24 protein-coding genes, 1 tRNA gene and 1 pseudogene are annotated in these 24,321 nt (G+C 54.6%); 14 read left to right on the forward strand and 12 right to left on the reverse strand.

Annotated features, from left to right (window positions below):
* Window positions 1-35: 35 nt before the first annotated feature.
* Window positions 36-554 (reverse strand): hypothetical protein, encoded by a 519-nt coding sequence (locus tag SIB73_RS02620; protein WP_413403156.1) that lies wholly within the window; start codon window positions 552-554, stop codon window positions 36-38.
* A gap of 127 nt (window positions 555-681) precedes the next feature.
* Here SIB73_RS02620 and SIB73_RS02625 point away from each other — a divergent pair, with 127 nt between their 5' ends.
* Window positions 682-804, forward strand: a complete 123-nt coding sequence (locus SIB73_RS02625) for a hypothetical protein (protein ID WP_413403154.1) — start codon at window positions 682-684, stop codon at window positions 802-804.
* Window positions 805-1,020: 216 nt separating this feature from the next.
* On the opposite strand, the gene SIB73_RS02630 is transcribed toward SIB73_RS02625, so the two are convergent.
* Both SIB73_RS02630 and SIB73_RS02635 read right to left on the reverse strand, forming a co-directional pair.
* Window positions 1,021-2,526: a hypothetical protein gene (locus SIB73_RS02630; RefSeq protein ID WP_413403152.1), complete on the reverse strand. Its 1,506-nt coding sequence runs from the start codon at window positions 2,524-2,526 to the stop codon at window positions 1,021-1,023.
* A 698-nt stretch (window positions 2,527-3,224) separates the two neighbouring features.
* Entirely contained in the window at window positions 3,225-3,809 is a 585-nt protein-coding gene (locus SIB73_RS02635; protein WP_413406482.1) for a dienelactone hydrolase family protein, read from the reverse strand.
* 228 nt (window positions 3,810-4,037) lie between these two features.
* On the opposite strand from SIB73_RS02635, the pseudogene SIB73_RS02640 reads away from it, so the two are divergent.
* From SIB73_RS02640 to SIB73_RS02650, 3 genes and pseudogenes are all read left to right on the forward strand, one after another.
* A pseudogene (locus SIB73_RS02640) lies at window positions 4,038-4,211 on the forward strand (DUF1651 domain-containing protein); the annotation flags it as partial.
* Window positions 4,212-4,788: 577 nt separating this feature from the next.
* Entirely contained in the window at window positions 4,789-5,010 is a 222-nt protein-coding gene (locus tag SIB73_RS02645; protein WP_413406480.1) for a thermonuclease family protein, read from the forward strand.
* Between the two features lie 217 nt (window positions 5,011-5,227).
* A complete protein-coding gene (locus SIB73_RS02650) occupies window positions 5,228-5,497 on the forward strand; it encodes a hypothetical protein (RefSeq protein ID WP_413403150.1) in 270 nt (89 codons plus the stop codon).
* Between the two features lie 83 nt (window positions 5,498-5,580).
* On the opposite strand, the gene SIB73_RS02655 is transcribed toward SIB73_RS02650, so the two are convergent.
* Together SIB73_RS02655 and SIB73_RS02660 are read right to left on the reverse strand one after the other, a co-directional pair.
* A complete protein-coding gene (locus SIB73_RS02655; RefSeq protein ID WP_413403149.1) occupies window positions 5,581-5,859 on the reverse strand; it encodes a DUF3764 family protein in 279 nt (92 codons plus the stop codon).
* Window positions 5,860-5,894: 35 nt separating this feature from the next.
* On the reverse strand, window positions 5,895-6,176 hold the full coding sequence (locus SIB73_RS02660) for a DUF3104 domain-containing protein (RefSeq protein WP_413403148.1): 282 nt from the start codon (window positions 6,174-6,176) through the stop codon (window positions 5,895-5,897).
* Window positions 6,177-6,283: 107 nt separating this feature from the next.
* Here SIB73_RS02660 and SIB73_RS02665 point away from each other — a divergent pair, with 107 nt between their 5' ends.
* Window positions 6,284-7,312 carry a carbamoyl-phosphate synthase gene (locus SIB73_RS02665; RefSeq protein WP_413403147.1) on the forward strand — a complete coding sequence of 343 codons (1,029 nt, stop codon included), beginning with the start codon at window positions 6,284-6,286 and terminating at the stop codon, window positions 7,310-7,312.
* A gap of 599 nt (window positions 7,313-7,911) precedes the next feature.
* Here SIB73_RS02665 and SIB73_RS02670 read toward each other — a convergent pair.
* Window positions 7,912-7,998 (reverse strand) — tRNA-Ser (locus SIB73_RS02670).
* A gap of 75 nt (window positions 7,999-8,073) precedes the next feature.
* Window positions 8,074-10,410 carry a ribonucleoside-triphosphate reductase, adenosylcobalamin-dependent gene (nrdJ, locus tag SIB73_RS02675; RefSeq protein WP_413403145.1) on the reverse strand — a complete coding sequence of 779 codons (2,337 nt, stop codon included), beginning with the start codon at window positions 10,408-10,410 and terminating at the stop codon, window positions 8,074-8,076.
* 74 nt (window positions 10,411-10,484) lie between these two features.
* On the opposite strand from nrdJ, the gene SIB73_RS02680 reads away from it, so the two are divergent.
* The 5 genes from SIB73_RS02680 to SIB73_RS02700 all read left to right on the forward strand — a co-directional run bounded on the left by SIB73_RS02680 (window position 10,485) and on the right by SIB73_RS02700 (window position 14,752).
* A complete protein-coding gene (locus SIB73_RS02680; RefSeq protein WP_413439702.1) occupies window positions 10,485-10,961 on the forward strand; it encodes a hypothetical protein in 477 nt (158 codons plus the stop codon).
* A gap of 10 nt (window positions 10,962-10,971) precedes the next feature.
* A complete protein-coding gene (locus tag SIB73_RS02685; protein ID WP_413403141.1) occupies window positions 10,972-11,655 on the forward strand; it encodes a class I SAM-dependent methyltransferase in 684 nt (227 codons plus the stop codon).
* Entirely contained in the window at window positions 11,652-13,289 is a 1,638-nt protein-coding gene (locus SIB73_RS02690) for a peptide chain release factor 3 (protein ID WP_413403139.1), read from the forward strand. Before SIB73_RS02685 ends, SIB73_RS02690 begins: the two co-directional genes overlap by 4 nt.
* A gap of 452 nt (window positions 13,290-13,741) precedes the next feature.
* Window positions 13,742-13,987, forward strand: coding sequence for a hypothetical protein (locus tag SIB73_RS02695; RefSeq protein WP_413403138.1), 246 nt, complete (start codon window positions 13,742-13,744; stop codon window positions 13,985-13,987).
* Between the two features lie 75 nt (window positions 13,988-14,062).
* Window positions 14,063-14,752, forward strand: coding sequence for a CPP1-like family protein (locus SIB73_RS02700; protein WP_413403136.1), 690 nt, complete (start codon window positions 14,063-14,065; stop codon window positions 14,750-14,752).
* Here the strand turns inward: SIB73_RS02700 and hslO are convergent.
* Window positions 14,741-15,661 carry an Hsp33 family molecular chaperone HslO gene (gene hslO, locus SIB73_RS02705; protein ID WP_413403134.1) on the reverse strand — a complete coding sequence of 307 codons (921 nt, stop codon included), beginning with the start codon at window positions 15,659-15,661 and terminating at the stop codon, window positions 14,741-14,743. The two genes, SIB73_RS02700 and hslO, sit on opposite strands and share 12 nt — an antisense overlap.
* Window positions 15,662-15,682: 21 nt before the next feature.
* A complete protein-coding gene (locus SIB73_RS02710; protein WP_413403132.1) occupies window positions 15,683-16,315 on the reverse strand; it encodes an ABC transporter ATP-binding protein in 633 nt (210 codons plus the stop codon).
* Between the two features lie 92 nt (window positions 16,316-16,407).
* On the opposite strand from SIB73_RS02710, the gene SIB73_RS02715 reads away from it, so the two are divergent.
* Together SIB73_RS02715 and SIB73_RS02720 are read left to right on the forward strand one after the other, a co-directional pair.
* Complete coding sequence (locus SIB73_RS02715; protein WP_413403130.1) at window positions 16,408-16,857, forward strand: DUF3531 family protein; 450 nt, start codon at window positions 16,408-16,410, stop codon at window positions 16,855-16,857.
* Between the two features lie 8 nt (window positions 16,858-16,865).
* Window positions 16,866-17,615 carry a 16S rRNA (uracil(1498)-N(3))-methyltransferase gene (locus SIB73_RS02720; RefSeq protein ID WP_413403129.1) on the forward strand — a complete coding sequence of 250 codons (750 nt, stop codon included), beginning with the start codon at window positions 16,866-16,868 and terminating at the stop codon, window positions 17,613-17,615.
* Window positions 17,616-17,674: 59 nt separating this feature from the next.
* Here the strand turns inward: SIB73_RS02720 and SIB73_RS02725 are convergent, their stop codons facing one another.
* Complete coding sequence (locus tag SIB73_RS02725) at window positions 17,675-18,109, reverse strand: hypothetical protein (RefSeq protein ID WP_413403127.1); 435 nt, start codon at window positions 18,107-18,109, stop codon at window positions 17,675-17,677.
* An 84-nt stretch (window positions 18,110-18,193) separates the two neighbouring features.
* On the opposite strand from SIB73_RS02725, the gene SIB73_RS02730 reads away from it, so the two are divergent.
* On the forward strand, window positions 18,194-18,961 hold the full coding sequence (locus SIB73_RS02730; RefSeq protein ID WP_413406478.1) for a TIGR00297 family protein: 768 nt from the start codon (window positions 18,194-18,196) through the stop codon (window positions 18,959-18,961).
* On the opposite strand, the gene SIB73_RS02735 is transcribed toward SIB73_RS02730, so the two are convergent.
* Both SIB73_RS02735 and SIB73_RS02740 read right to left on the reverse strand, forming a co-directional pair.
* On the reverse strand, window positions 18,888-19,739 hold the full coding sequence (locus SIB73_RS02735; protein ID WP_413403126.1) for a sigma-70 family RNA polymerase sigma factor: 852 nt from the start codon (window positions 19,737-19,739) through the stop codon (window positions 18,888-18,890). The genes SIB73_RS02730 and SIB73_RS02735 overlap by 74 nt on opposite strands.
* Before the next feature lie 108 nt (window positions 19,740-19,847).
* Entirely contained in the window at window positions 19,848-20,384 is a 537-nt protein-coding gene (locus SIB73_RS02740; RefSeq protein WP_413403124.1) for a YqhA family protein, read from the reverse strand.
* A 361-nt stretch (window positions 20,385-20,745) separates the two neighbouring features.
* On the opposite strand from SIB73_RS02740, the gene mfd reads away from it, so the two are divergent.
* The gene (gene mfd, locus SIB73_RS02745) at window positions 20,746-24,288 is read left to right on the forward strand and encodes a transcription-repair coupling factor (RefSeq protein WP_413406476.1); all 3,543 of its coding nucleotides are present in this window, start codon (window positions 20,746-20,748) and stop codon (window positions 24,286-24,288) included.
* Window positions 24,289-24,321 lie beyond the last annotated feature (33 nt).

A 24,321-nucleotide genomic window follows, 5' to 3' on the forward strand; every position in this document is an offset into this window, starting at 1 on the left:
TGCTGCGTTGTCATGCGGTGACTGCAGTTGGAATTTCATTTCATCGTGTCCGATGAAATGTGCTTGCAGTGAAGTTGAATGTCTTTGATGTAAGCATCTGTTGGCAGTTTCTCGATTGCACGTGCTTCAGCTTCTAAATGATATTGACTTCGATCATAAAATTCTTTGAGATTCTTTTTGTCAGATTGAGTAAGTTTTGCAAATATTTTCTTTTTGTTCAGAACGGGTCGACCGTTGTTGCAAATCTGCTGTACGGCATGCCACCCCTCGTGCCTGAGCGTCTCAATCAATGGCTCGGCGTTATGTCTGATGCTTTGTTGACACAAGAAAATAGTTCGTTGTTCCGGTTTGTACACGCCAAGCAGCCCTTGTCTTGCGCAGACGCCTGAGTTGATTCTTTTCCAGATGACACGGGCTCCTAAGCGTTGAACGCTGAGTTCAATTTTTTCGATTTCTGATGAGGAAAATCCATGGCTTCCCCTGATGATCTGCCTCGTGGCTGAAGCTGGGATAGCGCAAAGCATCAGTCCAGCGAGAACGGGAAGGAACCTCATGGCATTGAGACCAATGAGTCTTATACGGGTATCATCCTATACCCATGCTGCGCTCCGGGCTTTAGTGCTGATCGTTGTGCGCTGAGTGAGCTGGATTTGCATCCAAGCGGGAAGCGGATCACCAGCCATGACCATGCTTGTTAAACACGGCTTTTTGACTGGTGCGATGCGCAACAAGGATTGCCGGATGGCTCAGATCCTCCATTACGGCGTGCCGCTCTTCTGCACGGCATCGTTGAAGTTGTTCTGAAAGGCAGGTCAGCAGCCGCCCGCAAACAACTGAGATCTACAGCTGATCGACACTCCTGCATCACCGAAAACCCTGCACCACTTGATCGCCCTGAATCCTGATTCAAGATTTTTATATGGTTTACAACTTCCCAAGCTATCGATATCGACTCATTAACATCCTAAGTTCAGTCGTTCTTCTTCACGACTGTCAAAGCTTCTCGACAATGTCAGCTGTTCAACGGCAAAACCGTAGCGAGTTGGTCTCAAACTGATTAATTGCCACTTGTCTTTTGATTTCTATAGAAGAATTTAAATAGTCTTTCTCGAAGCTTGTCAGCCAAATTCGTGTATCTACACCTGGGGAGATGATGGTCTTTGGTAAGAATTCTTTTTGATTCCATTCACCTTCCCCCGAGCAAACATCAGTTAATCTCAAGGATGTTCTTGAGTGCTCATCCGAAAGTGATTCAATGTTTTGTGGTATTGAAACACTGCTAATCATCACTATGATTGCTAGTAGCATCCATTGTCGTGCTTTCAGGTGAGATATAACAAATCCGGTCAGAACACCGATGGTCAAGATGAAGCCCAATGCAGCGAAACGCGATGCCGCATAAGTCTGAGTTTTAACCTCCATTAGTTCTTGGTAATAACGCTCACTGAACGCTGGAATTGTCCATCCGATAGAAATGCTGATGCCCAACAAAAGCAAATTCAGAATTAATTGTTTGGAAGTTGATGTATTTACCCCATCTTGTTTTTGTTGATTGACAGCCCAGCGTGCTAAAAAGAAAATCACTATTCCAGCCAGGACTGAGATTGCAAGTATCCAAAGTGGTTGATCCCAGAGGTCTGACGCTCTGGGACGCATTCCCAAGAATCCTCCCAGGTTTGTTCCTGCAAGATTCCATTTAATTGCAGCAATGCCACCATCAAGGATGTTTACTGACTTACTAAAATTTTCTGAACCATTGGCGCCATATTTTGATCGCCAAATCAGATTAATGATAAGGAAGGGTATGAATCTAACCGCAGACCATAGATTGAGATTTTTCAAGGGTGCTACTGAATTTTTAGTTTGACGCTGATAATAAATTCTTTGAATATTGCTCGCCGCCCAGAATATTGTGGATTGGAAAAAATTAGACGCGTAAAAGATAAAGGCAATTTGTTCTAATAGGATCAATGTTCCTGTTAATACTATTTCAAAGCCGGCCTGCATCTTTTTGATGGCATTATTAGTTTCGCTTATTAATAATGCGTCAAATTTAATGTTGGCCAGTACCGTGATTAAAAAGGTCGCCGAGAAAGCCAATGGGAATGCTCCTGGCGGTAAAAATATATAAGCTTGAACGCCAGTTAGGATATTGAATAGCACAATGATTGAAAAAGCAGCACTTTTTTTGTTGCTTTTTAGCGATAATTCCGTCACGATGTACATAAAATACATAAGCAATATTGTTTCGATAACGCCAGACAGAATTGGGAAGCGATAATCAAACTGGTTACTCAAAGTTAGTAACGGGTCGTGAATAATATGTTTAACCATCTCTTCTGATTTAATCCATCCATAGCTGAGTACGTTGTGATCAGGATTGATTCCGTTAAATCCTCTGTAGAAGTCATCAAAATTATTCGGCCAGCCCAGTGACTGAATAAACATCATGATGCCTACAGGGAAAAAGCTCAGAAAAATAGAAAGCTTTTCGAGGTTCTCAGATTTTATGGCTTTGAATCTCAATGTTTTTTATTTCGGTTCATGGATCATATCATTTTTGTGTAATATCTATTCCTTGTGAAGACGAATCTCTTTCATGGGCTCTAGAGAGGTTTGGTCTCCAGGGGGTTCAGCTTGTGTGCGTGCAACAGAGCCTGAGTTTTTATCTGCCAATGTCAACATGCTTTTTCAATATCTTCGTCGGCAGAACGATCTTTATGCAAACGTTTTAGGCATGGACTGTCTGTCTGGTGGCCAAGTCAAAGGGAGGAATCGTTGAGAAAATCCCCACAGGGTTTCCTGAATGTGTGTTGATCAAATATGAGAACCGTCCTTATTACTACTCGTGCATCTATGACCGAACTTCGAACAAGCAATGCTTCAGATCTACAGAAACTGCTTCACCTGAAATTGCACTGAATGTTACTGCTATAGATTTATAGAAACTTCCTTCAGAATCCAAGGCATGATAAAGAAGATAGAGCCACCTTGGCTTCTGTTAACTTCTTTTCAGCGATTGCATGTGGCATGATCAATAGTATAGTCAATGCTTAAAGCTAAAACAACTGGCCAACGGAATACTCAACGGGCAAACGTCAACTCTAGCCGCACGTTCGGTCTTTTCATTTAGTCGCCCGCAGTGCATGATCAATCAATGTCGACCAACCAGCGAGCTCTTCTTTTATCAAAAAGCCGAATCAAAACTTCTGTTTTATGCTATTTCAGAGCGCTTCGGATAAGAAATACTTCACATATTGGCGTGCTCGCAGATCAGCTGCTTCGTCATACAAAAGAGCTTGCGGCTCCTCTCCACTCAAAACTTCCAGATTATCTGAAGTTTTTAGGCTAAAAGCGTGCTTTTTGCCTCCCAAAAGTATGAGCTGATAATCAGTGCCCGCTTGATCAAGCTCTCGAATAAGGTTCATATTCGAATCCATAGGATTAAAAACATCATCAGTTCCATGAATGAACAGCAAGCTCGCTCCGTCAACACTAGGTTCGATCATCGCTGAGGGCTTCAGCTCCCACGGCAAGAAGACTCCCCACACAGAAGCAACAGCTTGAATGCTCTTAATACGACGTGCCATGTCTAGAGCGAAAAGCCCCCCACTGGAAAAACCGATGACACCTGATCTGCTCGCATCGACTCCCTCCAAGGAGCAGGCATGTTCCAGAGCAATAGATAATCGATTCAGAACGGCAGCACGATTATTGAACAAAGGAATCACCTTTTCGGCTGCATCCTGCGATGTTCTTGGCATTCCTTTTTCACCATAAATATCTACACAGTATCCAACAAGTCCTATCTTACTTAACTATTTCGCTTCAGCTTTGGCGTAAGAAGTTAACCCATGATAATCAGGGATAATGAGTACTGCCGGAACAGGCTTGTCAAATGACTCTGGATAAAAAAGCAGTCTGCGTAGTTGATTGCTGCATGTTCGTAAGTGACTTCATGAATAGTCATTGTCGTCTTTGCAAGTATTTTTAATGCTAATAAGGTTGTATCTAATTGACATGAGTTTTCTTCAGATCCAAATCCAAGTGGTTCAGCGAATGACGTTTTGGTCCTTGTTGATCACGTCAATGACATGCCATCTGGGCTAATGCCGCTTTTGAAAACGCGCCGCACAATGCGCTACGAGGATGCCGTTGCTCACTGGAAAGATCTTCAACGCTGTGGATGGACCGTTACTGAAGCTGCTTAGTGAAACAGAGGGGGCTCATTCACTCGGCCTACGCGCCTCTTTGGAATGTGAGAAACCATGTGAGGTTTCACATTGATGCACATGGAGACTCATATCAGATACTGCAGTCGATCTCAAAGTGTTAGGCCGCTCTTCCAGATGGAAAGACGGCCTAGATCGCTCGTTTGTGCATTTTCAACCCATCACTTGTAGGGAAAGGAAGGGGTCGAAGCTTCTGGCTGGAGGCACCCTGGGGCCATTGGCTCTAGGTGTCGGGTTGTTGTCTCCTGGGGCACCTAGGACGGTGCAAACGGAGCGGCGATTGGCGTGGCGTACAAGGTCTGCCTACCAAAGGACCAACCCAGGTCATTGTTGAGACTGTTGGAGCAGGGGCCAGAAGTCAGTCTGCTTCTGTGATCTGCTGGGGTGGAGTATCGGCCGTCATGGGCTCCTCCGATTTCGTGGCCTTACTTTCCACCCGCGGTGGGGGATTTGCCATCAGTCGATTCGCGCATTGCCTTCACTGGCAAAACCTCCAATAGTGAGGACGGCTTGCCCAAGCTCTGATGAGGGGCAGAAGAGATGAAACTTCGATCCGCTGCGATCGGCTCAGCCGGAACCGGCCAGAGCTGCCCGCGATCACCTTCAGGCCATGGTGATCGGCAAGCCCGTCAGCCTTCGCCGGATCACCACCGACCGTTACGGCCGGACAGTCGGAGAGCTATTCGTGGGCGGAATGAATGTTCAGCAGGCCATGGTCGCAAGCCGCCATGCGGAGATCTTTTGGAAGTACGCCAGCCAATGCTTCTGGACGCGCTGATCACATCGCCGAAGGGAGTTACTGCTCTGGAGCCTTGCTGTGACTGGCTTCATGTTGAGCTGAGCCCGGGCTGGCAACAGGCGCTGAGTTATTCACCAGCACTTCACCAGCACCTCTTGGTGTGATCACCTGAGCTCTGCAGTGGAGTTCACCAAAAGGGCTGTTGTCGTGAAGGAGTCGAGGGGGCAACACCCCCAATCATTCACTCCTTAAGGCCATGACTATGTTCAACAGATTCAACAAAGTCACCGCAGCTGTTCTTTGCGCTGGGGTTATTGGAGGTACCGCCGGTGCATTAGCTCCTGCTGCAGAAGCTCATCAGCATCACCCATGGAGACATGAGATGAGGCAACTGCGCAGAGAAATCCGACATGACATCCGTCGTGACCTCCGCGCACAAAGACGTTACGAACGCGATTTCAATCGTTATCCAGATGTGATGCCTGTCTACGGCGGAGGCTTTGGATATGGATATCGCACTTATTGACCAGTCGCAGAGATTGAGCTGAAAAGGAAACTCCCCAGAGAATCAATCATCAACCTCGCCCCGCCACGTGCGGGGTTTTTATATCAAGCAAGCCAACGAGTAATGATAGTTCCGTCATAAATATGACCAGAAGCTTCGACAACAGGCTTAGTTTCTGGATTCATGAAGATGTCATAGAGGACGTTTTCAGGCCCCTGGAAAATAACCGTTGCTCTAGCAGGGTCGTCCTTAGAAACTCCGATATAAAAGGTTTGAACACCCATCTGAGCAAACATCGCCTGTTGCTCAGGCGCATTCATATATGAACGATATTCCTCAAACGTATTGCTCAGCTTGAAGTCAAGAACAGTCGTCTCAATCATGGTTCTGTGCACATTTCCAAAGCACAGAGTCTCTTTTAGCGACTCTCTGGCTCCCTCGGCAGGATGTGCGACACCAGATCAGCGTTGACCCATCGGATCACGCCTGAATCCACATCAGCGATCTGAAAGAGGTTGTGCATGGAGGGATCACGGGCAGCGCCACCGCAGTGGAGCACCTGCCCCATCCACCAGTCTTTCTCAGGCTTTTCGCCAGGCAGATATTCGTGCTCAACGATCACCGTCATCCCTGGAGCAACGTCCAGAAACACCGGCCTCTCTGACTCGGGTGAGCTGTAAACCCCGTGGTCAATCGACATCCTTGCAAAACTAGGACGCCAGTACTAGCCACGCACGCAAAGGTCTGCTGCCGCAGCGGGCGCACCCAGGCAAAGCTCGGCATCATGCACACACTGACTCCTGTCCGATGCTTCGCCGCTTCTCCATCGGACTGCTGGCTTCCGCTGTTGCCATCGCCCCACTGCCTTTGAAGGCAGATGACGGCCATGCTGAGGATCTCGGTGATGTGATGAGCATCAGCCTCAAGGATGTGGTCAAACCCACCTTTGGATTCCAGGGCGCATTGCAAGGTGCTGGAACACCGAATCAAGCTGGCATCGGCGGATTCTTGCCCCTCTCTGTTGGCGACAACAGCGTGTGGTTCGTTGATGCCCTGATCAACGCCAACTTCGCTGACCGTGAGGGTGAGAGCAGCATCATCAACACCGATGTGGCGGGTACCACCGTCAGCACGTCTACCCGGCTTGGTTTTCGCTGGCTGAATGGTGACCGCAGTTGGGTGTTTGGGCTGAATGGTGGTTATGACAGCCGCCCGATGAATACAGGCGGAACCGATACAGGCATCAGTGTCATTGGTACAGAGAAGAGTGCTTTCTTCCAGCAGGTCGCAGTCAATGCAGAAGCTGTTTCCAATGACTGGAACTTCAATGCCTATGCCTTGATTCCTGTTGGAGAAATCGAGCAGGACCTGAACTGGTACTACCAAGGCGGCGCGCTTGATACCTACGGTCTTGATATTGGTTATTTCATCACTCCAGTCTTGAAAGCATCAGCTGGTTATTACTACCAACACCGTAATCAAGAAAATGTTGATGGTTCTGGTTTGCGTGGACGTTTGGCTTATGAAATGATCAATGGAGTCATAGCAGGCGTCCATATCTCCTACGACGAGGCTTTTGATACAAGAGTTTCAGCGGATATTAAAGTTCGCTTTGGTGGTCCAAGTACAACAGCGCAACGGAAAGAAGTTCAACAATTACCTGTAATAAATGCCTTAACATCAACACCAAGCAATAGGGATGTGAGAGTGCACGACGAGCTAAATGCAATCAAAGGGGACGATGCGGTTTATGTGAAAGTGCCAAAATTTAAAACACCAAAAAGCCAAGTGGACGTGGACAAAGGGGACGATGCGGTTTATATGAAGTCAAAATAACCGAAAATACCAAAGTTTAAATATGAACCTCGAGATGTTACATTTAGACCTTGCGAATACCTTGGGTAGAAACTAAACGCCAAAGCCATTGTCACAGCAGAGGTTTTTATTTCTTTAATCACTGCCTAATCACGCCTAAATGCCATCCAATACCTGGCATGCTTGAGCGCAGTTGAGCAGAGATAGTCAAGGCTTAATTAGTAATCAAGCCTGCAATTAAATTGCAACTCCGGCTAACACTCGTTCAGCTGCTGCCCGATCCACCGGGACGCCCGAGCACCGGTCAATCGCTTTGGCCTGCAGGGATCCCTGGGCACTGCCTTATGGGCAGGTCCTTTATTGGAATTATTTCGGTCACCTGAGGGGAGCTGCTGAAGAAAAGTCAGCTCATGGCGCGAACCTGGGACGCCGCAAAGCGAAGCCAGGCGTGGTCTCGGATGCAGCTGCTCCAGGGGCATGGACCGGTGGATCGAAAGTGGACTGTTTTTGGGTCCAAGATCTCCAAAGAGCTTGCAAGATCCCTCTCGAATCGGCAAGACCCACCGAATTCCAGGCACTAAAAAACCCAGTCAGAGACTGGGCTTTTCAGTGGTCGTAAGCGGAGAGGGTGGGATTCGAACCCACGGTGCCCTTGCAGACACGCTGGTTTTCAAGACCAGAGCCATAAACCACTCGACCACCTCTCCTGGCTGCGTGACATCGCTATGTCGCTCGCATCACCATTTTAAAGGAGTCACCACTCGATGACTCCTTTCAGATGTTCAGCTCTTGGGTTTGGCCAGCGGCAGCAGGCACTTGTCTGAATCGCAGCCGGCTGGGCCGGCTTCGCTGATCTCACCCAAGTCGTAGCGCTGCAGGGCTACGAAGAAGTCTGAACTGACGCGCCGCTGAATCACTTCGGATTGCATTCGTGCGTAGGTCTCGGCGTCGATCGGTTCGAAGGGCAGCCGGGGGAACGTGGCATTGGCATCGAAGCGAGCCAGCAATGCGGCTGAGATGTAGCCCTCGCCGCGATCAATGCTGCCGTGAAGTGCATCGGCAAGTTGCTCGATTTCGTGCTCACGGAACTCGATCGTTGCCGATGTGTTGTGGGCTGTGTAGTGCGTCTGCACCTGCATGTAGAAATCGAACTGGGCCATGGCCGAGAAGGCGTTGATGTCCACGGCATCGGCGCCCGGCAGATTCGCCCAACTCACCTCTGTTGGAATCTCCACGAGCCATTCCGTGCATCGGGGATCAAAAGGATCGTCGAGAAGTCTTCCCTGCTCGTCTTTGTCGGACTGGGAAGGCACCACGGTGTACCCGTAGTCCATGCAGGCCATGGCCACAGGATCGTTCTTTCCGAAGGTGATGCGGCGGATGAAACGCTGAGCCTTAGGTGGGTGCCAGCCAGGGGCGGCACCGGTGAGCAGGCTTTTCGTGCCAGCGGGTTGAACTGTGGTGCAGCGGTTGGGGCGACGCAGGCCCTGGCGGTCGCAGTACTCCCAGACAGCCTCATTCACTGTTGCTTTCCAGCGGCTGAGGTATTCGGCTTCCTGACGCTTGAATTCACGCCCCTCATCGGTGTCGGGACGTCCGGCTTCCCACCACTTCAGCCAGGGAGTTCCGAAAGCATGTACAAAAAAGTCGAACAGACCCGTGAAGCTCACGCCAACAATTGGGTCCCAGTCGCGGCTTTGGCGGTAGCGCTCCACTTCGAACTGATGGTTCAGCAGGCAAGCAACTGAAAGAGCCCCGGCTCTGAAGGCATCACGCTGACCTTCGTCATCGCTTGGGTCGATCTGGTTGAGATGGACTTCCGCAAGGTTGCAGTGGAAATCTGCGCCGAGAATCTCACCGCAGGGATTGAGTCCATAGCGTCCGAGGCGGTGCTCGAGTTCGGCTTCAGCGATTGGACCGTGATTGAGGTTCAGCCAGCGGCCGGCCTCTTCCTTGCCCTGGTCACAGTAGATGTCGATGAATTCGCGACGCAGCTCGGGAGTCGAGAGCAAATCCGCATTGGAACGGGCGATTGCCTCAGGGGCAAACTGGATGGCGCCCTCTCCGCTGTGAAACTGGCGGGTGACCGCTTCGAGCAGCACCTCGCGGCTCGGGCGGGTGTGATAGACACGGGTGTGATTGGCCATGCGCAGTGCATCACGCTCGGGATCGATGCGCCAGTTGCCCTCAGCATCCTGCTGCCAGAGATTGTCTTTGGCGCCGGCGGCGCTGGTGTCGCTGGATGCGAACTGACGCATCCCTGCGCTGCGGCGGATGTTGCCGGCAACGATCGTGACAGCAGCCTCATCAATCAGCAGGCAGCACTCCACTGAGCTGAGTCTGCGGCCAACGGCCTTGCCCAGAAGGCGGGCGACACGTCCGTAGAGATCCTTCAGCTTGACCGGATTGGCCATGCCTCCGAAGCCCTTGAGGGTCTCGCCTACAGGCCGCACGTCAGAAAGATCCACTTCCACCCTGACGGTGCGTCCTGCGAACCGCTCATCACTGCCGAGATTCAGCAGCAGTTGATAACTGTCGACCCAGCCACGACGGGTGTCTCCCACGCGGATCGACACCGTGTCGCCCTTGATGCTGTGGGTGGTTGTCTCCTGACGTTCCCCTGCAGGGGTGACACCGATATCGGTGACCTTGACCACGTCGATCGGATTGGTGATGACCGGCAGCCGATCGATCAGGTGCGGCTCGATGATGGCGCCGGTTCCGCAGCCCATCATCGCCAGGTCCATCATCAGACCGAAGGCTTCCCAGTCGATCAGATTGGTTGATGTGCAGTTGTAGGAGCCGGAGAAGTTTTCCTGACGTTCAATCCACGGGGTGCCGCCGATCCACAGCCAGCGTCCTGATGGCAGCGCTTTCTTCTCGGTCTGCATCCGTGCCAGCAGTGACACCTCTTCATCGGTCAGCTTTCCAAGCTTCTGGAGACCACTGAGATTGCGAGATCCGACCTCGCTCCAGCTTTCGCGCCCGGCAGTGCTTCGTCGGCTATAGGTCCGGTAGAAAACAGGGTTTGCTGCTGGTGCTGTGGCGGGAAAGTCGCCATTGCTCTTCACGGTTTCAGTGATGTCCGTGGTGTCACTGCGGCTCGGAGACAGGGTCACGTGGTCAGACGGGTCAGTTCAAGCACACTAACGCCAGCAATGGGGTTAACAAGTGGTTGGTGGCACTATCAGCAGTGTCGCAGCTCAAAAAGGCTGAGCGGTTGCCACCATTGCACCGATCCAAGGTGCAATGGTTCATGGCTCGTTCCAGGCGTCTGGCGCAGCACCTGTTCACACGGTTGTGGCTTCCTGCTGGTTGGACAGCGTTCCTGAAATTGCGTGAAACCCTTCTGGTGGCATTGGAGGAATTGCTGAGACGTGTTTCGCCCAGTGAGATTGTGGTGGGAGGTGCCTGGAGCACCACCCCGGAACAGCCGGAGAGAATCTCTGAGTTCATGCGATCAGTGGTGTCCGAGAACGTTCAACTCGCCTTCGAAACCTGTCGGTTCCTGCGCAGTTCAGCCTCAGTGATGCCCCTGAGCTTGAAATCCGTTCATGCCTCATCGCCCAGGATGATTCCGAGAACAGCCTGCTCCGCCTCATTCGCAGCATTCGGGAGGTTCTCGAGCCGCATGCCAATCAACCGAGTCAATGATGCTGCGCATTCCTGAGCCTGAGGTCATGAATGAGCCGCTGCAGGTGAATGCCTATGCAGCAGCCGATTTCAGCAACACGGACCAGGCGCTTGTTGACCGTGTTGACACTTTGCTCGAAGCATCCGGTGATTCTTTCCCGGATCGGGCACGTCTGCTGGATCTGGGTTGTGGGCCGGGCAACATCTCCGCTCGGCTTGCCCAGCGTTGGCCGAACTGCTCAGTGCTTGGACTCGATGGGGCCGAAAGGATGATTGAAGTGGCTGATGAGCGCCGTCGTGCAGACGGTATTTCCTCGGAACGTCTCCGCTACGACAAGGCCCTTCTTCCTCTCAGTCGGGCTGACAATCCCGCGCATCTGATTGTCAGCAACAGCTTGCTGCATCACCTCCACGATCCTCATCAGCTGTGGTCGTCATTGGTTCCACTGGCATCGACACATTGTCTGGTGGTGCATCGCGATCTTCGGCGTCCAGACAGCGAGGCAAGCGTTGACCGACTGTGCCAACACCATGTCGCCGATGCACCACCGGTGCTCCAACGTGATTACCGGGCATCACTGCATGCGTCCTTCACAGTGGATGAAGTCAGCGCTCAGTTGGTGCATGCCGGTCTGGGGCATCTGCGGGTGGCTGCCATTGGCGATCGCTACCTCGAGGTGAGTGGCTGGATCACGGGCTGTCAGGCTGGATTCGATCAATCCAGACCATGAGCACGGATTCAGCACTGCAGGACGAGCGTGAATTGCTGGATGCGGTGGCGCGACGGCGCAATTTCGCAATTATTTCTCACCCTGACGCCGGTAAGACAACGCTTACGGAGAAACTGCTGCTCTACGGGGGTGCCATTCAGCAGGCTGGTGCAGTGAAGGCTCGGGGTGAGCAGCGCAAAGTCACGTCCGACTGGATGGAGCTTGAGAAGCAACGGGGCATTTCGATCACCTCCACCGTTCTGCAGTTCGATTACACGGGGAACACCATTAATCTGCTGGATACTCCCGGCCACCAGGACTTTTCCGAGGACACCTACCGAACCCTTGCAGCAGCTGATAACGCTGTGATGCTTGAAGATGCGGCTAAAGGTCTTGAGCCGCAGACCCGCAAACTCTTCGAGGTTTGCCGCATGCGTGAAATACCCATTTTCACGTTCATCAACAAGATGGACCGTCCAGGCCGGGAACCACTCGCACTTCTGGATGAAATTGAATCCGAACTGGAACTGACTCCATGGGCAGTGAACTGGCCGATCGGAAGTGGTGAGCAGTTCCGAGGGGTGATTGATCGCCGCTCCCACGAGGTGATTCTGTTCAGTCGTGCAGAACGTGGGCGCCAATCAGAGGAACGTCATCTTTCACTGGATGATTCAGAGCTGAAGGAGCTCGTGGAACCCGAGCTGCTGGAGCAGGCGGTTGAGGAGATGGAGTTGCTGGAAGCCGCAGGTGCTGAACTTGATCTTGAGTTGGTCCATGCCGGTGAGCTGACACCCGTGTTCTTTGGTTCAGCGATGACCAATTTCGGCGTGCGCCCATTCCTGAATGCGTTTCTGGAGATGGCTCAGAAACCTGTGGCACGTCAGGGGCAAGACGGTCCGGTCGATCCGTTGCGGCCTGATTTCAGCGGTTTCGTGTTCAAGCTTCAGGCCAACATGGATCCTCGTCATCGAGACCGGGTGGCGTTTGTGCGGGTCTGCAGCGGTCGGTTTGAAAAGGACATGACTGTTCGTCATGCACGTACGGGAAAGTCCATTCGCTTGTCACGTCCTCAGAAACTGTTCGGGCAGGATCGAGCGGTTGTTGAGGATGCTTTCCCTGGAGATGTGATCGGACTGAACAATCCCGGGATGTTCTCGATCGGCGACACCCTCTACACAGGATCAAAGGTGGAGTACGAGGGAATTCCCTGCTTCAGTCCGGAGATCTTCAGCTGGCTGCGTAATCCCAATCCTTCAGCATTCAAGAATTTCCGAAAGGGGGTCAACGAATTGCGTGAGGAGGGGGCGGTTCAGATTCTCTATGACAATGATGAAAGTAAAAGGGATCCGATCCTTGCCGCAGTTGGTCAGCTGCAGCTTGAGGTTGTTCAGCATCGTCTTCAAAATGAATACGGTGTTGAAACTCGGCTGGAGCCGCTTGGGTATCAGGTGGCGCGCTGGGTCACAGGTGGATGGTCGTCACTGGAGAGAGTAGGCCGAATCTTCAACTGCAAAACCGTTCGGGATGCCTGGAATCGACCCGTGTTGTTGTTCAAGAATGACTGGAATCTCAATCAGCTTCATGAAGAGCATCCTGATCTTGAGCTCAATGCAGTGGCTCCTGTTGTGAGTGGAGTGGAGCCGATCAGCCTCTGATTCCAGCATCCTCAGGATGTCAGGTATTCAAAACGCTTCATCCAACGGAAGGCTTTTATGCATTCCACACTGGATGGTGATCATGGCAATATTTTTTCATTCTTTCCCTCGTTTAAGGCCGCGACAGTGGCTCACTGTTTTCCGTTTCCAGTTCGTGGTCTATTGATAGAACTGTGCGTGTTGATTTGTCATTTTCACAAAGTTCTTTGATCTTCAGCAGGAGATCAGATTCGGCACAAATTGATCAACCTCGTCTGCCGATAGTGATGTTTTCCATTGATCAGATCTTCAACTCATTGGTCCTGTTCTTCCTGGCTTTAATGCTCAACCATCTCAGAGACTTGATGAAATCCGAATAAAATCACTTGCAGTTTGAATCCCAATCCTTATTGAAATGTTGAGATTCAACCACAACTGCTATTCGCTCACGGGCCAGCAATTCGATCGCCAGAATGTTGCCACTGAAGCGGTTTGTTGTGGACACCCTCTGGCTTCTGCGTCCCTGTGATGATGGCGGTACCGATTACGTCTGTTTTCGTGACCATCGGGACCACGTTGAGCTTCTTGAGGGCTATCACCTGCCACCACAGATGCCTCTGATCAGACATCGTCAGGTTTTGCTGGACACAGAGGTTCCCAGCTTTCGGAATCATTTCGAGCGTCTGCATGGATTTCGTCACGGCCCCCCACTGTTCTGAGTCGCTTCCAAATCCAGAGTTTGTGCTCGTTTGGGTGGGTCTCTCGATAATCTCTATTCAGATTTTCGTAGACGAATGGCTGCTGGGCTGGATCCAGGTTCTGATTCTGATCCGAAAGATCCCTATTCCTTGCTCGGCGTCAGTCCCGGAGCTGGTTTCGATGACGTACAGAAAGCCAGAGATCGAGTTGTTGCCTCCTGTGGTGAAGATGCAGTAGCCCGTGCCCGTGTGGAGGCTGCTTATGACGCTGTGCTCATGGAGCGTCTGCGTGACCGCCAGTCCGGTCGTCTCAGTTCCGCTGCAGCCTCCGCGTCGCAGGTTGAGCGCCAACAGGTTTCCGCCGGAGTGCCCAGCAGTGGTAATGGTCCTTCAGCTCTGCTGACGCGACTGCGAGGTATGTCGCTGCCGGCTCCATCCCTTGGTGGCGCCGGGTTCATGCCCGACCTGCAGCTGGTGCAGGGTCAGGGACTTGTAGTGCGATCCATCGCCGGTGCTCTGGCCTTGCTGCTGCTGCTGCTCGCACCTCAGACCATCGATCTGCTGCTGGCCTTGTCAACGATCGGTGTGTTCATCAGTCAGGTCAAGCGTGGTCGCCGTCCCCTGGGTTCGCTCGGTTGGACCCTTCTGCTTCTGATTGCGGGTCTTGCTGTGGGTGCATTGCTCAGTGCTGCCACTGCTCAGGCAGGCCTGCCTCTGGGTGTTGAACAATGCCAGGCCTTGCCGACTCTGATGCTGTTGATTGCAGGAGCGCTGTTACTGGCCTGATCGATTCATGTCATCGATCAGGCTCTGCAGCTCAGATTCATTGAATTGATAAACCTCACTGCAGAAATGACAGGTAAGTTCGGCTCCTTTGTCCTCTTTGAGCATGGAGTGCAATTCTTTTGTGCCCAGTAACGCCAGAGCGCCCAGGCTTCGTTTCCGGCTGCAGGGACAGTGAAAGCGCACCGCCTGGCTCGGTTCACTGGTTGGAATGGGCTGGGGATCTAGATCCGGAAAAACCTCGGTCAGCAATTGTTCCGGGTGGTCGCCGCAGTGATGGAGCTTCTCGCTGAAGTGCTCTATCTCCCGGCATCTTTCTTCAAGCAGTGCCACCAGCGCTGGCTCCTCCGCTGCCTTGGGCAGCACCTGAACCAGGAGACCTCCACTGCTCTGCAGGCCTTCGCTGTTGATTGTTTCGCCTACGAACACTGCAGAGGGCGTCTGCTCGGAGTGGAGCAGATAGGAGGCGACATCCTCTCCGATTCCCCCGCTGACCAGTTCCACCGTGCTGCTGAACGGTTCGCCCTTCCCGTCGTCCCTCACCACGTGCAGATAACCCGTTCCAGCTGCCGAGTTGAAATCGAAACTGACTTGCCCTTGCGAATCACGGATCGGATCAAGTTCCAGCGAGGCATTGCCAACAAAGCCACGCACGCTCCCGTCTCGGCCGGCGTCCACCGTCAGGCCGTTCAAAGGGCCGTCTGAGCCCAGTCGCAGGTTGACGCGTCCATGCCGAACCTTCATGGAGCTGGCCAGCAGCAGTCCTGCACCCATGGCACGACCCAGCATCACTGTGGTGAGGTATGAGAGCCCGTGACGTGATTGTGCGGTACGCGTGGTTTCGCCTGTGGTCACCGCCACAAGCCTGATTCCACCACCTGCTGCGGTGGCACGGACCAGCCGATCAGCCATGGCTCTTCAACAATCCAGGCGTCATGGTGACAGAGCATGCAAACGGCCATTGCGAAGGCGCAGGTGCACACAGTTCCAGCCCTGGAACAGTTCCGGCTCATGGGTGACCACGATCAACAAACGGTCCTGGCTGAGCCGGTCAAGCAGTTCCAGAACCTCGGCACGCACTGACCAGTCGAGCCCTGCGGTGGGCTCATCGAGCAGCAGCACATCAGGCTCGCGCAGCAACTGCACTGCAAGGGCCAGTCGCCGCTGCTGTCCGCCGCTGAGACGCTCGGGCGCCTGACGTCCATCAACCCCGCTGAGTCCGACCTTTCGAAGTGCTGAGATCATGGCTTCACTGCTCAGCCGCCGGTGGCCCAGCTTCAGTTCCTGGCTCACGCTCAAGCCCAGAAAGTGTCGTTCCGGAAACTGAAAGACCACTCCGCACAGCCAGCGTCGCTGGCGCTGATTGAGTGGCTGACCGTTCCAGCTGATGCTGCCCTTGTCAGCGCCTGCCATGCCGCTGATCACCTCCAGCAGGCTTGTCTTGCCACTGCCGCTGTCGCCGGAAATCAGCAGTGGGCAACCGGCATCGGCCTTCAGCTGGATGCTGTTCAACACAGACTGCTCCGCGGTTGCAGGTCTGTAATTGATATCGCTGAGTTCCAGCATTCTGATCGAATGCCCCGATCCGGGCTGCCTTGGCTCTCCAGCATGGTCGATTGTGCGCTTGCCGGCGATGATGAAGATGTCAGCGGTGGGTCATGCGCGTTCGCTTTCGAGAGGTTGATCCGTTCAACTGCTGGGTCTGGTTGCGATTCAGCGAAATTCCCAGTCAGGGAGAGCGGAATTATGTCGATGGCATCTTTGACAGCTGGTATGTGCTGGGACGTCTTGGCGGTTTCAATGCTGAAAGTCTGCAGGTGCATGAGGAAGGCGATGAGCTCAGCTGGATGAGCTACGAAAACGAGGACTCATCAGGAGTGATGCCAGCTCTGATGCACAACATGGGGCAGATGGAGTACCAGCAGGACTGGGCCCGTTGCTGGATTGATCTGGGCACCAGTGATGGGATTGCCCTTGATGTTCTGATCAATGCCCTGCGTCAGCTTGACTCTGATGTGGTGCAGCTTGAGGAGCTGCTGATCGGGGGTGTGAATGACGACTGGCCGGTGGAGGACCATCCCGACAGTGTTTTCCCTGGTATGGGTTGATCGCTGACGTGGCGGAACGACGGCGCCTCCTGATCGACTCTCACCGGTTGCAGTCTGCGGATGCTCAACGTCGTTTTCAGCTCGAGGATCATGAATCGCGGTACCTGCGCAAAGTTTTGCGGTTGAAGCAGGGTTCCCTGGTTGATGTCATTGATGGTTGCGGTCATCTCTGGATGGCACGTCTTCTGGACGGACAACATCTCGAGTTGTGCACTGATCTCACGATGCCAAGCCAGTACGTGGTTTCACCCTTGCCGAAGGTGGGGTTGGCCATTGCGTTAATCCGTCGAGGAATGGATGACGTGATGCGAATGGCGTGTGAGTTGGGAGTGGATCGGCTTCAGCCGATTGACTGTCAACGCTGCGTTCCACAGGCGGAGCATCGTCCGGAGCGTTGGCGTTCGATCGTTCAGGAAGCTGTGGAACAGTGTGAGCGGCTCTGGGCTCCACAGTTGCCGGGATTGTGTGCCGCTGCGGATTGGTGGGCGAAACCGGATCAGAACGACCTGCGTCTTATTGCGGTCACCCGTGAGGCAGGCACTCTCCGACTGGCTGAACTGCTGGCGATTCAATCCTTCAAGGATCGTTCCATCTGGCTCTCGATCGGCCCTGAAGGGGGATGGAGTGATCAGGAGCTTGCTGCAGCACAAGCGGCAGGTTGGCTGTTTGTTTCGCTTGGAGACACCATCCTCCGGACCTCCACCGCCGCCGTGGCTGCTGCCAGCAGCCTGACCAACTGGCGCACTCTCAGCTGCTGAGATTCCGGTGTTGCAATGCACCTCTGATGGGCGGATCTGTCAGAGATGAGCCGGATCCATCAGCTCTTGAACAGGTCGCTCGCCATGCTGCGAAATCCAGCCAGATTGTTGCCAGGGCGACGCTTGCCAGGACGAATGGAGTTGCCGGGTTGAAGAGCCTGTGGGGCGAAGGTGACGAGTTCAACCTCTGGTTTTGCTGAATCTGCTTCAGCCAGTTCCGCGGCGATGGCTTCAGCAGTGGTCAGTGATGGCTTCGCCTTGGCCACGACCTCGGCACTCTCTGCTGTTCTGTTGGTATTGCTTTCGGACGCAACGGCAACTGGAGCTGAAGCGATTGCTTCGATTGGAGCAGAAGTCGCTGCGGGCTGGGGTGACTTCGAAGCGTTCTCAACCTTCGCCGGCTTGGTGTCAGGTTTGGTCGCAGCCTTGCTCTCTGGTGCTGTTGGTTCATGGTCTCCCAGCTCAAGGAAGAAGCCCTTTCTGTTCAGCACCATGCCGGAGCGCGGAAATCATCACGATGATTATCCGTGCCGAAGCTGCCATCAGCGCTGATGCTTAGGGCAGTGCAACACAGCCAGATGTTTTCAGCGCCTCCTGAGCTTCCGTCTCAAACCGTTTCGCTGTGGCTCACCGCGCTTTTGGTTAATGCGCTCTTGATCAGTCTGGCGCAGCGCTTTCCACTGCTGACCAGGGCCGGTTGGTGCCATGCAGGCATCCTCGGCACGGTGCTTTGGGGCTCGTTGGCCTGGCGTGGTTGGTTGGCTGTTGTGCTCTACCTGGTGCTTGGTTCCCTTGTCACCAAGCTGGGCTTTGCCAGGAAGCATGAGCTGGGGCTTGCCGAGGGTCGAGGCGGCCGTCGCGGACCGGAAAATGTCTGGGGCTCAGCCTTCACCGGTCTTGTGCTGGCTTTGTTGATCGCCGCTCGCATCGGCTCGCCGACGTTGTTGCTGATTGGTTTCTCCGCGAGTTTTGCAGCCAAACTGGCCGACACCTTCGGGAGTGAGATCGGCAAGCGCTGGGGCCGCACCACCCTGCTGATCACCACCCTTCGGCCGGTGCCCGCAGGCACCGAGGGTGCTGTGAGTGTGGAAGGAACCCTGGCCAGTGCTTTCGGCAGTCTGCTGATGACGCTCGTGATGGCTCTTCTTGGGTTGCTTCAATCCGGCGCTGCCTTCGCCATCGTGCTGGTGGTGGGTTTTATCTCCACATTGCTGGAGAGTCTGCTTGGGGCTCTCGGCCAGGACCGATGGCCCTGGCTGACCAACGAACTGGTCAATGGCCTGCAGACCGCCTGGGCGGCAGCACTGGCCATGATTGCCGCCTGGCTTCTGAAATTGTCGGCTTGAAATGTCGAGCCGCTTCGGCACGCAGGGTGATCAGGATTTCCTCCAGTGCAGTGCGCAGGGTTTGCCTGTCGACGCATTCGCCTTCTGCAATCTCCGTCAGCGACAGACCGTCGATCCAGAAGGCGCAGATCCAACGGCAGTGATCCGGCTTCAGCGTTTTCAGCGTTCGGCTCAGCCATTCGCGCTGTGGATCAGCCTCTTGGCCCCCGTGATCTGGAAGACAGCTGATCCGGGTCTCTGGTTGAGAGGACCCATCGTTGTTGCTGAGCTGATGATCCAGTGACTCGATTCGACGCGACCTGTGAGCCATGCAGGCGTCTCGCCAGCGATCAGTGGTGACCTCGAGTTGTTGGGCGAGGTCTTCATCGCTCAACTGCGGCAGGCCTGCATGACACCGTCGTTCCTTTTCTTTCATTCCGCGCGCATGCAGATCTCCTAGTCGCCATGGGATTCGCACAAGGTGCAGCCGGTCTCTGCGGTAATGCCTGATCTGGCCAGTGACCCGCGACATCGCGTAGCTGCTGATCCGGTGGCCGCGGTCGGCCTCAAAATTCTCCACCGCGCGGATCAGTCCATAGCGGCCTTCCTGAACGAGATCATCGTGTTCGCCGCAGCCGTTGTGCAGCAGGCGGTTGGCTCCGAGGTGCGCAAGTCCAAGGTGCTTCAGCACGGTGTGATTTCGTTGCAGGATCCGGGGTGGGATCCGGCGGCGATGTTCATGGCGGCGCTGACGCTCCAGCCGTTTTTGAACTGCTTTGGGTGTTGAGTCTTTGGTCATCGCTGACATCGAACATGAGCCACTTCAAGCTCCGCCGAGTCAGGTGTGGTGCACCTCCCCCCTGGTGATGAATGGATTCATCCTCAAGGGTGAGGACTGTTCACTCGATCAGTGTTTGCCGGTGCGCCCGATCAGGTAAGCGCTGAAGGCGAGCATCAGCACCCCTGCGCAGTACTGAATCAGTTCAGTGATGGATTTCACTTCAAAGCTCACCATCACCTTGAAAGCTGTCACGATCAGGGCAACGATGATCACCTTGGTGAGTTTCTGTTTCAGACCATCGAGATCCTGAATGTTCAGCAGGTTGCGTCTTGAGGACGATTCATCGGCCTGACGTGGGTCGATGTCGGAGATCACAAGCTCGTAGATGCCGTAACCAAAAATCAGCAGGGCGATGCCGATGAGGTAGTAGTCGATGCCTCCTACCACCTTCCCGATCAGAAGCGTGCTGCTGTCATGGGTGAAGTCAGCCTGAATCACCTTTCTCAGAACGCTGATCTCTGCGTAGGTTCCGATGACAAAGCAGCTGATGCTTCCCAGCAGACTCATGACCACGGGAATCAGCGTGACCAGCCGGAACTTCCAGATCAGCCCCTCGAATCTGCGTTCCAGTCGGCTTGATCGATGCATGCTCGGCTTGCTCATGGTGGCGCTTGGTCTGCTTGTTTTCAGGTGTGAGGGAAAGGCTTAAGCGAGGCTTTCCGATGACGGAGGCCTGGGTGGCGGTGGAGGACCTAAAAGCGCTGGTATGGAGAGTCCCACAAGGGCTGAGCTCACCGTCAGAAAAACAGCCAGCGGAATGGGCCTGACCAGTGGCTGCCGTTCCATCACGCTGCCGCAGCGGGAGCACACGGGCAGGGCCCCTTTCGGCGGACGCAGAACAACCGCAGGACCACAACAGCAATCAGGGCAGCGGAATCGAGGCATGGCCGAAGAGCGCGGCGTGATGCACGCAGTGGCGAACAATGAATTGCGACAATCATGCGCTGCCGTCGGTGGTCTTGCCATGCCCCTCAGCTCCCTGGTGCGCCTGCTGCAGTGCTCAGCGTTGACCAGTGAGCTTGGCGAACGCATCGATCGCCCCGACAGGCTTCTGCTGCGCGGCGGCAGCCGTGGAGCAAGGGCTCTCGTGGCCAGTGCCCTGGCCCGCCATCAGGACCGGCCTCTGCTTGTGGTGGTGCCGACCCTCGAGGAGGCGGGGCGGTGGACGGCTCTTCTGGAACTGATGGGTTGGCGCAGTGCCCAGCTTTATCCCACCAGTGAGGGTTCGCCCTACGAACCGTTTGATCCCACCAGTGAAATCACCTGGGGCCAGCTGCAGGTGCTGAGTGAATTGCAGGTGGATCAAAGGAGCCGCGATCTGGCGATTGTGGCCACGGAGCGCTGTCTTCAACCGCATCTGCCACCGCCGCAGGCTTTGTCTGATCGATGCCGAACCCTTCGCAAAGGTGACAGCGTCGACCTTGAGGAGTTGGCCATCAGCCTGGCCCAGCTCGGTTACGAACGGGTTTCAACCATCGATCAGGAGGGCACCTGGAGCCGGCGTGGCGACATCGTTGATGTCTTCCCTGTCAGCAGTGAGCTGCCGGTGCGTCTTGAGTTCTTCGGTGATGAGCTCGACAAGCTGCGTGAATTTGATCCCGCCAGCCAGCGTTCCCTCGACCCGATCGAGAGCCTGCGACTGACGCCGACAGGCTTCAGTCCTCTGATCGCCGAACAGCTTCGCGAGGCCATGCCCGATGGTCTGGATCAGCTTCTCAGCGAGGAAGGCCTCTCTGATTTGTTGGAGGGCGGGACTCCCGAGGGCATGCGCCGCCTGCTTGGCCTGGCATGGCAGCAGCCTGCCTCGCTGCTTGATTATCTCCCGGCCGACAGCTGTGTGGCCATTGATGAACGACGCCATGGCCGCTCCCATGGCGACCAATGGCTCGACCATGCCAGGGAGCATCACGACGAACTGGCGTTGCCGCTGCCGATCCTGCACCGCGATATCGAGGAGGCGATGGGGCTGGCAGAAGCCTTCCCCGGCTTTGATCTGGCCGAGTTGCAGGAAAGTGATGGCCATCCCAATGCTTTTGATCTCAACAGTCGTCCTGTGCCGGCTTATCCCAATCAATTCGGAAAGCTTGGAGAACTGATCAAGAGCTATGGCAAGGAGAAACAGGCCGTTTGGCTGTTGTCTGCCCAGCCCAGTCGAGCTGTTGCGTTGCTGGAAGAGCATGACTGCATCAGTCGTTTCGTTCCCAATGCGGCGGATGCGCCGGCGATTGAGCGTCTGATTGAACAGGGAACCCCTGTTGCTTTGAAGACTCGCGGCACAGCTGACCTCGAGGGGCTGCAGCTTCCCGCCTGGCGGATTGCTCTCATCACTGACCGGGAGTTTTTCGGGCAGCAGACACTTACCAGCACCGGCTATGTGCGCCGCCGCCGCAAAGCGGCCAGCCGCACGGTCGATCCCAACAAGATGCAGCCCGGGGATTACGTGGTGCATCGCAATCACGGCATCGGTCGTTTTCAGAAGCTGGAGAAATTGGCCATCAGCGGCGAGGCGCGTGACTATCTGGTGGTGCAGTACGCAGACGGAATCCTGCGTGTGGCGGCAGACCAGCTGGGGAGTCTCGGTCGTTACCGCGCCAACAGTGATGCCCCCCCCCAGCTCAGCAGGATGGGCGGATCAGCCTGGGTCAAGGCCAAGGAACGGGCCGGGAAGGCCTTGCGCAAGGTGGCGCTCGACCTGGTGAAGCTGTACGCCGAGCGACATCAGGCGTCTGGCTTCGCGTTCCCTGTCGATGGTCCCTGGCAGAACGAGCTGGAGGAATCATTCCCTTACGAACCGACTCCGGATCAGCTGAAGGCCACAGCAGATGTGAAGAGGGATATGGAGAAGTCGCAACCGATGGATCGTCTCGTTTGCGGCGATGTGGGCTTCGGCAAAACCGAGGTGGCGATCCGGGCCATTTTCAAGGCGATCACCGCAGGCAAGCAGGTGGCGATGTTGGCTCCCACAACCGTGCTTGCTCAGCAGCACTGGCGAACGCTTTCTGAGCGCTTCGCGCCCTATCCCATCAAGGTGGCGCTTCTCAATCGCTTTCGGACCACCAGCGAGCGTAAATCGATTCTTGAAGGTCTTCAGAACGGGACGATTGATGCTGTGGTGGGAACCCATCAATTGCTGAGCAAGAGCACGGTGTTCGACAAGCTCGGCCTGCTGGTGGTTGATGAAGAGCAGCGCTTCGGTGTCAATCAGAAGGAGAAGATCAAAGCGCTGCGCAAGGACGTTGACGTGCTCACTCTTTCGGCAACTCCAATACCGCGAACGCTCTACATGAGCTTGTCAGGAGTGCGGGAAATGAGTCTGATCACCACGCCCCCTCCATTACGCCGACCGATCAAGACGCATCTGGCCGCGCTCGATGAGGAAGCGGTTCGCAGTGCAATACGCCAGGAGCTCGACCGGGGTGGACAGGTGTTTTACGTGGTTCCGAGGGTTGAGGGGATTGAAGAGGTGGCGGGTCAGCTGCGTCAGATGCTTCCTGGCCTGCGTTTGCTTGTTGCACATGGCCAGATGGCCGAAGGCGAGCTGGAGAGCGCCATGGTGGCTTTCAACGGTGGTGAAGCTGACGTGATGCTCTGCACAACGATTGTGGAGAGCGGACTGGATATTCCAAGAGTCAACACAATTCTGATTGAGGATGCGCATCGTTTCGGTCTGGCGCAGCTTTATCAGCTGCGGGGGCGTGTCGGCCGCAGTGGGATCCAGGCCCATGCCTGGCTGTTTTATCCCGGTCACTCCTCTCTCAGCGAAGCAGCTCGGCAGCGACTGAGGGCGATTCAGGAATTTGCCCAGCTGGGCAGTGGATACCAGCTGGCGATGAGGGATATGGAGATCCGTGGTGTGGGCAATCTTCTGGGAGTTCAGCAGAGCGGTCAGATGGAGGCCATCGGTTTTGACCTTTACATGGAGATGCTTCAGGAATCTCTGGCTGAGATCCAGGGGCAGGACATCCCTGCTGTCGACGACACCCAGGTTGATCTGCAGGTCACTGCATTCATCCCTGCTGACTGGATCACCGATGCCGACGAAAAGATGGCGGCTTATCGATCGGCCGCTGAGTGTGTCACGAGCGAGTCGCTGGTGGAACTCGCAGTGATTTGGGCTGACCGCTACGGCGCTCTGCCAGGCCCGGTGCAGTCGCTGCTCCAGCTGATGGACCTAAAACTTCTGGCCAAACGCTGCGGTTTTTCGCGCATCCGGCCTGAAAAGCCAAACATCGCTCTGGAAACACCGATGGAAGAGCCGGCTTTTCGACTGCTGCGTCAAGGTTTGCCCCAGCACCTGCACGGGCGTCTGGTGTATCAGTCCGGATCTGGTGCGATCGCCAAGGTGATGGCTCGGGGTCTTGGTGTGTTGCCGATGGAGAAGCAGCTGGAGGAACTCAAGGGCTGGCTTGAGCAGATGGCTGCGCAGATTCCCGATGCTGATGGGCTCACGGCCGAAGAGCGTGAAAAGCAGCAGATCTCCCGTAATGAGGCCGTTCTCAGCGTCTGATCTGGCCTGATTCGCGGCTCGGCATTTGCGGCT

The sequence above is a fragment of the Synechococcus sp. MIT S9509 genome (assembly GCF_047303035.1).
Classification (GTDB): Bacteria; Cyanobacteriota; Cyanobacteriia; order PCC-6307; family Cyanobiaceae; genus Synechococcus_C.